5 protein-coding genes and 1 pseudogene are annotated in these 5062 nt (G+C 56.2%); all 6 read left to right on the top strand.

Annotation, left to right across the window (positions count from 1 at the left end; translation table 11 throughout):
* Nucleotides 1-631, top strand: a pseudogene (locus tag ABX962_RS29775) (cytochrome oxidase assembly protein); the annotation flags it as partial.
* A gap of 17 nt (nt 632-648) precedes the next feature.
* Entirely contained in the window at nt 649-1746 is a 1098-nt protein-coding gene (gene cyoE, locus ABX962_RS29770) for a heme o synthase (RefSeq protein WP_372724980.1), read from the top strand.
* A gap of 8 nt (nt 1747-1754) precedes the next feature.
* Complete coding sequence (locus ABX962_RS29765; protein ID WP_372724978.1) at nt 1755-2741, top strand: ATP-binding cassette domain-containing protein; 987 nt, start codon at nt 1755-1757, stop codon at nt 2739-2741.
* 14 nt (nt 2742-2755) lie between these two features.
* Nucleotides 2756-3631, top strand: coding sequence for an ABC transporter permease (locus tag ABX962_RS29760; RefSeq protein WP_372724976.1), 876 nt, complete (start codon nt 2756-2758; stop codon nt 3629-3631).
* A 69-nt stretch (nt 3632-3700) separates the two neighbouring features.
* Complete coding sequence (locus tag ABX962_RS29755; RefSeq protein WP_372724974.1) at nt 3701-4384, top strand: SCO family protein; 684 nt, start codon at nt 3701-3703, stop codon at nt 4382-4384.
* Between the two features lie 3 nt (nt 4385-4387).
* A complete protein-coding gene (locus tag ABX962_RS29750) occupies nt 4388-4852 on the top strand; it encodes a DUF420 domain-containing protein (RefSeq protein WP_372724973.1) in 465 nt (154 codons plus the stop codon).
* Nucleotides 4853-5062 lie beyond the last annotated feature (210 nt).

The raw sequence follows: 5062 nt of genomic DNA, 5'->3' as shown, positions 1-5062 counted from the left end.
GATCACCAGCCGCTGGTGGTTCCGTTATTCCGGCAACGCAGGATATACAGTCAGCAAAGGAAACAAGACGCAATCCGAATCGGCCCCTCAGCCGGAACGAACGGAACCCGATTCGGAAAATTTCGTCGCGTTACCTCGGCTCGCCAAAGGGACGTTTGGAATCCTCACTCTGCTGGTAGTGACCTGCTATCTGCAACTGGTTTTAGGGGCGAGATTACGGCATTTGCAGCCCACTGGGTCTCCCACAGGCTTTTTACACACAACCGCGACGCATGTCGTGTTGGCGTTTGTGTTGTGGTTGATGGTGGCCGTTGCCTGGGCCCGATTACGCAAGTGCGGCGATTTGACGCTGTCGCGTCCTGGGGTTGCCTTGATAGGATTAGTGGGCATTCAAATTTTGCTGGGTATTGGGACTTGGGTAGTTCACTATGGCTGGCCTGCGTTTCTGGGATGGTTTCCCGGAGCGGAGGGTTATGTCATTGAGTCAAAGAATTACGCCAATGCGTTACTTGTCACTTCGCATGTTGCGACCGGATCTTTGATTCTTGCGGTTTCCACGTTTGCATGGGTCCGTATACTGCGTGTTCGCAACCTGAACATGGCTTCCGTCACGAGCGAAACGGCGACTTAACTAGGAACGAATAAAAAGTGTCGACAGAGATATTAATCGCCGATCCACTGACGCCCTCGTCGGCGAGGGTTCGTTACGTGAGCGAAGGAAAACGAGTGGATAGCCAGCGGGAATCCCACCCTCGAGATGCCGCCCACGAACTTGCCGATGGGCCCGATGATGCTGACGGAGCAGGGCAGGGCAGGGGGCAGGACGCCGAGGCCGCCGCCCCGACAACGACACCGGCTGTTGCGGCGACACGCCCCAGTCTTTTTTCGGACTATATCCAACTGACCAAACCGCGAATTGTGACCATGATTTTGGTCACGACCGTCGCTTCGGCAATGATCGCGGCGGGCGGATGGATCGCGACACTCGATATGCTCTGGCTGCTGATGGGCACCGCGATGGTCGCCGGCAGCGCCGGAGCGGCCAACCAGATTTGGGAACGACGCATCGATTGCAACATGACGCGAACCGCATCGCGGCCGTTGCCGGCCGAGCGAGTCAAGCTGCTACCAGCGATCCTTTACACCGCAGCGCTCGTCGTGATCGGTACTGCGATTCTGGTTTGGCAGTTTGGTTACGCCCCGGCCTTGGCAGGCGTTGCGACCTGGTTGCTTTACGTGCTGGTTTACACTCCGATGAAAACACGCACCGCATGGAACACCACCGTCGGAGCGGTAGCCGGAGCCTTGCCCGTGTTGATGGGCTACACCGCCGCGGGCGGTGGGATTGGCGATTGGACGGGTTGGTTATTGGTCGCGGTTTTGGCCGCCTGGCAATACCCGCACTTCATGGCAATCGCTTGGCTGTACCGCCGCCAATATGGCGAAGCAGGATTCTGCATGTCGACGACGGTCGACCCGAGCGGCCGATCGGCCGGAGCACAAAGCATTGCCGGTTCGATTGCGATCTTGGGCTGCAGTGTTGCGTTGTGCGTGATCCCCGGCGGTTCGATCCCAGGAACGATCATTGCTTCGGTGGCTGCGATTTTCGCATGCTACCCGATGCTACGTGCATCGATTCGCTTCTCAGCGACTCCGGACGACGTGATGGCTCGCAAACTGTTGCGGTCCTCGCTGTTGGTGTTGCCTGCGGTGTTGGCCATTGTGACCGTACGAACGGTGTTGTGAGACAAAGCGTGAATCAATCTACGATCCTGCCGGCGGAGACACCGTCTCCCTCGAGCGAAGCGAAACAAACTGCGATCTGCGTGGCGACATCCGTTCGCCATGCGTATGACACCAAGTCGGGCGAGACGACGTGGGCACTGCAAGGCATCGACCTGACCACGCACGCTGGTGAGATTTTTGCGTTATTAGGGCCAAACGGCAGCGGCAAGACGACGTTGTTCCGGTTGCTATGCACGCTGTTGCCGATCCAACATGGCACGATCCGAATTGGCGGCATCGACAGCCGCACCAATCCGTTAGCGGTTCGCCGCCAAATCGGGATTGTGTTTCAGTCGCCCAGCCTGGACAACAAACTGACCGTCGATGAAAACATCGCCTGCCAGGGCGCGCTGTACGGAATCACTGGACGTGAATTGAACATCCGCCGCGATGCACTGCTCGATCAATTGAACCTGACCGATCGTCGCCGCGATTATTGCGAAACGCTTTCGGGCGGTTTGAAACGCCGCGTCGAACTCGTTAAAGGCATGCTGCACCAACCACGACTGCTGCTGTTGGATGAACCAAGCACCGGTCTGGATCCTGGCGCACGGCTCGACCTCTGGAAAGCGATTTGCGCGATGAGCGACCAGGGCACCTCGGTGCTGATGACAACGCATCTGTTGGAGGAAGCGGACAAGGCGGATCGTGTGGCGATCATGCATGAGGGACAGAAAGTTGTCGAAGGAGCGCCGTACCAACTTCGCCGCGACCTCGGCGATGGCGTGATCACGATCGAAACGAGTGACCCCAACGCGGCGGCGAGTCAGCTGAGCCAAAACCTGCAACTGGACTCACAATCGATCGGCAATCAATTGCGATTGCAAAGCGATACCCCTGCACAACTTGTCCCATTGATCTCCGAACAACTTGGCGAATTGGCTGAATCGATCTCGATCGGTCGCCCTAGCTTGGAAGACGTTTTCATCGCCAGAACCGGTCACCAGTTTCAGTAATCACGCAGACCTTTATGAGTGCCATCACGACATCCCCTTCCTCGAGTTCCGATTCCGTCGGCCAACCCAACCCGACTTCGGCGCGTGCGGGCATGTCGGCGGCTTGGATGCTAGCCCGACGCGAATGGACGCGATTCTTTCGCCAACGCAACCGCGTTTCCGCGGCGATCGTGCAACCGCTGCTGTTTTGGATGTTGTTTGGCACCGGACTGCGTGGTGCGTTCACCGTGGCGGGCGACCAGAACTTTATGGAATTCTTTCTGCCGGGCACGGTCGGATTGATCGTTTTGTTCACCGCGATCTTTGCCACAATCTCGGTGATCGAAGACCGCCGTGAAGGGTTCATGCAATCGGTATTGGTGTCACCGGTGGGACGTTGGCCCGTGTTGATGGGCAAAGTCATCGGCGGCAGCGCGATTGCCTGGGTCCAAGCAATGTTCTTTCTGATGCTGGTCTATCTGTTTGGTACCGCGTCGATCAGCAGCAGTATTTTTCTGCTGATGCCGTTATTGGCTCTGATTGCCATTGGTATGTGCTCGCTCGGAATGATCGTGGCATGGCCGATGGACAGCACGCAAGGGTTTCATGCGATCATGATGCTCGGTTTGATGCCGATGTGGTTACTGAGTGGTTCGTTCTTTCCAATCCCGGCCTGGAGCGATTCCACGATTGGGCAAATGATTCTTGGCGGCATGATGCGAATCAATCCGCTCAGCTACTCGATGTTGGAAATGCGGCGGTTGATTTACCCCGAAGTCGATTTTAGTAGCGCCGGCTTCGCCCCCTCGAGCGCGACCTGCTGGAGCGTCACGATCATTGCCACGATCATGGTCACATTGATTGCATGGCGACTCGTACGCGGCAGCCGCAAAGTGGATGTGATTGTTTAACGCAATCGCTAACCACCGCGACATCCCACCTAAAAATCAAATCCGCGACTCGCTTTGAAGAAATCGATCATGCGAACGACCCTCCATATTATCTTGATCCTGATCACCGGACTTGTGCTCGGACTGGGCATGCGTCAAATCCGCAAATCCGAACGTGCCAACGGTCCTGGCCCCGGCGAAGAAGTCTTTACCGATGCCGGTGTCGACGTCGACGCGGTCGATCCCAGCAACGTTGAAAATGCGATGCCAAGTCATCCTCCCGAAGACGAAGAGTGGCTGAGCAAATTCGAACTGACCGAGCGAAGTGGCGAGAAGGTCGCGAGCGAAGATCTGAAAGGCCAGCCCTACGTGGTCAGCTTCTTTTTCAGTACCTGTCCTAGCATCTGTGTCACCCAGAACCAGAAGCTAAAGGAATTGCAGGACGAATTCGCCGGCCAAGGAGTACGCTTTGTTGCGATCTCGGTCGACCCGGAAACCGACACCCCGGAAATCCTGCGTGAGTACGCAGCGCGTTTTGGTGCCGACCGTGACCAGTGGTTATTCATGACCGGCGATCTCGGTTACATTCGCCGCGTCGGATCGGAAGTGTTCCGGATGCCCGTGGACAAACAATTTCACACCGAGCGTTTCGTGCTCGTCGATCCCGAGGGTGAAATCGAAGGCTTTTACAACTGGCCCGAAAAAGCCCAGTTCAAAAAGCTAAAAGAGAAGATTCAAGAAATGATTTCATCCTCCGAGAAAAAGGCATCCTAAGCGATGTGGCAATTCCTGGCAGACAACCTGCCCCACGCAACCGCAACGCTGAACGCCACGGCGACCGTTTTGCTAGCACTCGGTTTGATTCGAATTCGCCAAGGTAATCCGCGAGCGCATAAAAAAATGATGCTGGCGGCACTGTGCGTCAGCGGGGTGTTTTTGGCGTTGTACCTGCTGCACAAAGGAGCGTTGTATCAAACGACCGGGGAACCGAACAAACGATTCCCGACCGACCCTTCGATTGCTTCGGACGCGGCGCGATACACGTACTTCAGCATCCTGGGGACTCACCTGATTTTGGCGATTGCCGTTCCGTTTCTGGCGTTGCGAGCGGTTTACTTGGCGATGAAAGGACGGATCGTCGCTCACAAGAAACTGGTCCGATTTGCTTATCCGATCTGGATGTATGTCTCGGTAACCGGAGTCCTGGTTTATCTGATGCTGTACCAAATTTATGCGGTTTGAGCGGTTGCCGCGGCGTTTTCGCTGCACGCATACCACTTGCCATGCCGATCACGAATGGATCCATCCAACGCTCGCTGGCGGATTTGTTGGCGGATTTCATCCTGAGTTCGCTATAAATAGGATACACATCTACACTACAGCCCCCCCCTGGCTGAAAGTCTTCACGGTGATGAGGATTTTGGCAATCGGCTCCCTTCAAACGGGCCCCTT

This window comes from Novipirellula sp., from assembly GCF_041583735.1.
In the GTDB taxonomy this organism is placed as follows: domain Bacteria; phylum Planctomycetota; class Planctomycetia; order Pirellulales; family Pirellulaceae; genus Novipirellula.
The sequence above is the reverse complement of the archived record's forward strand: the minus strand, read 5'-3'. Positions and strand labels throughout refer to the sequence as shown.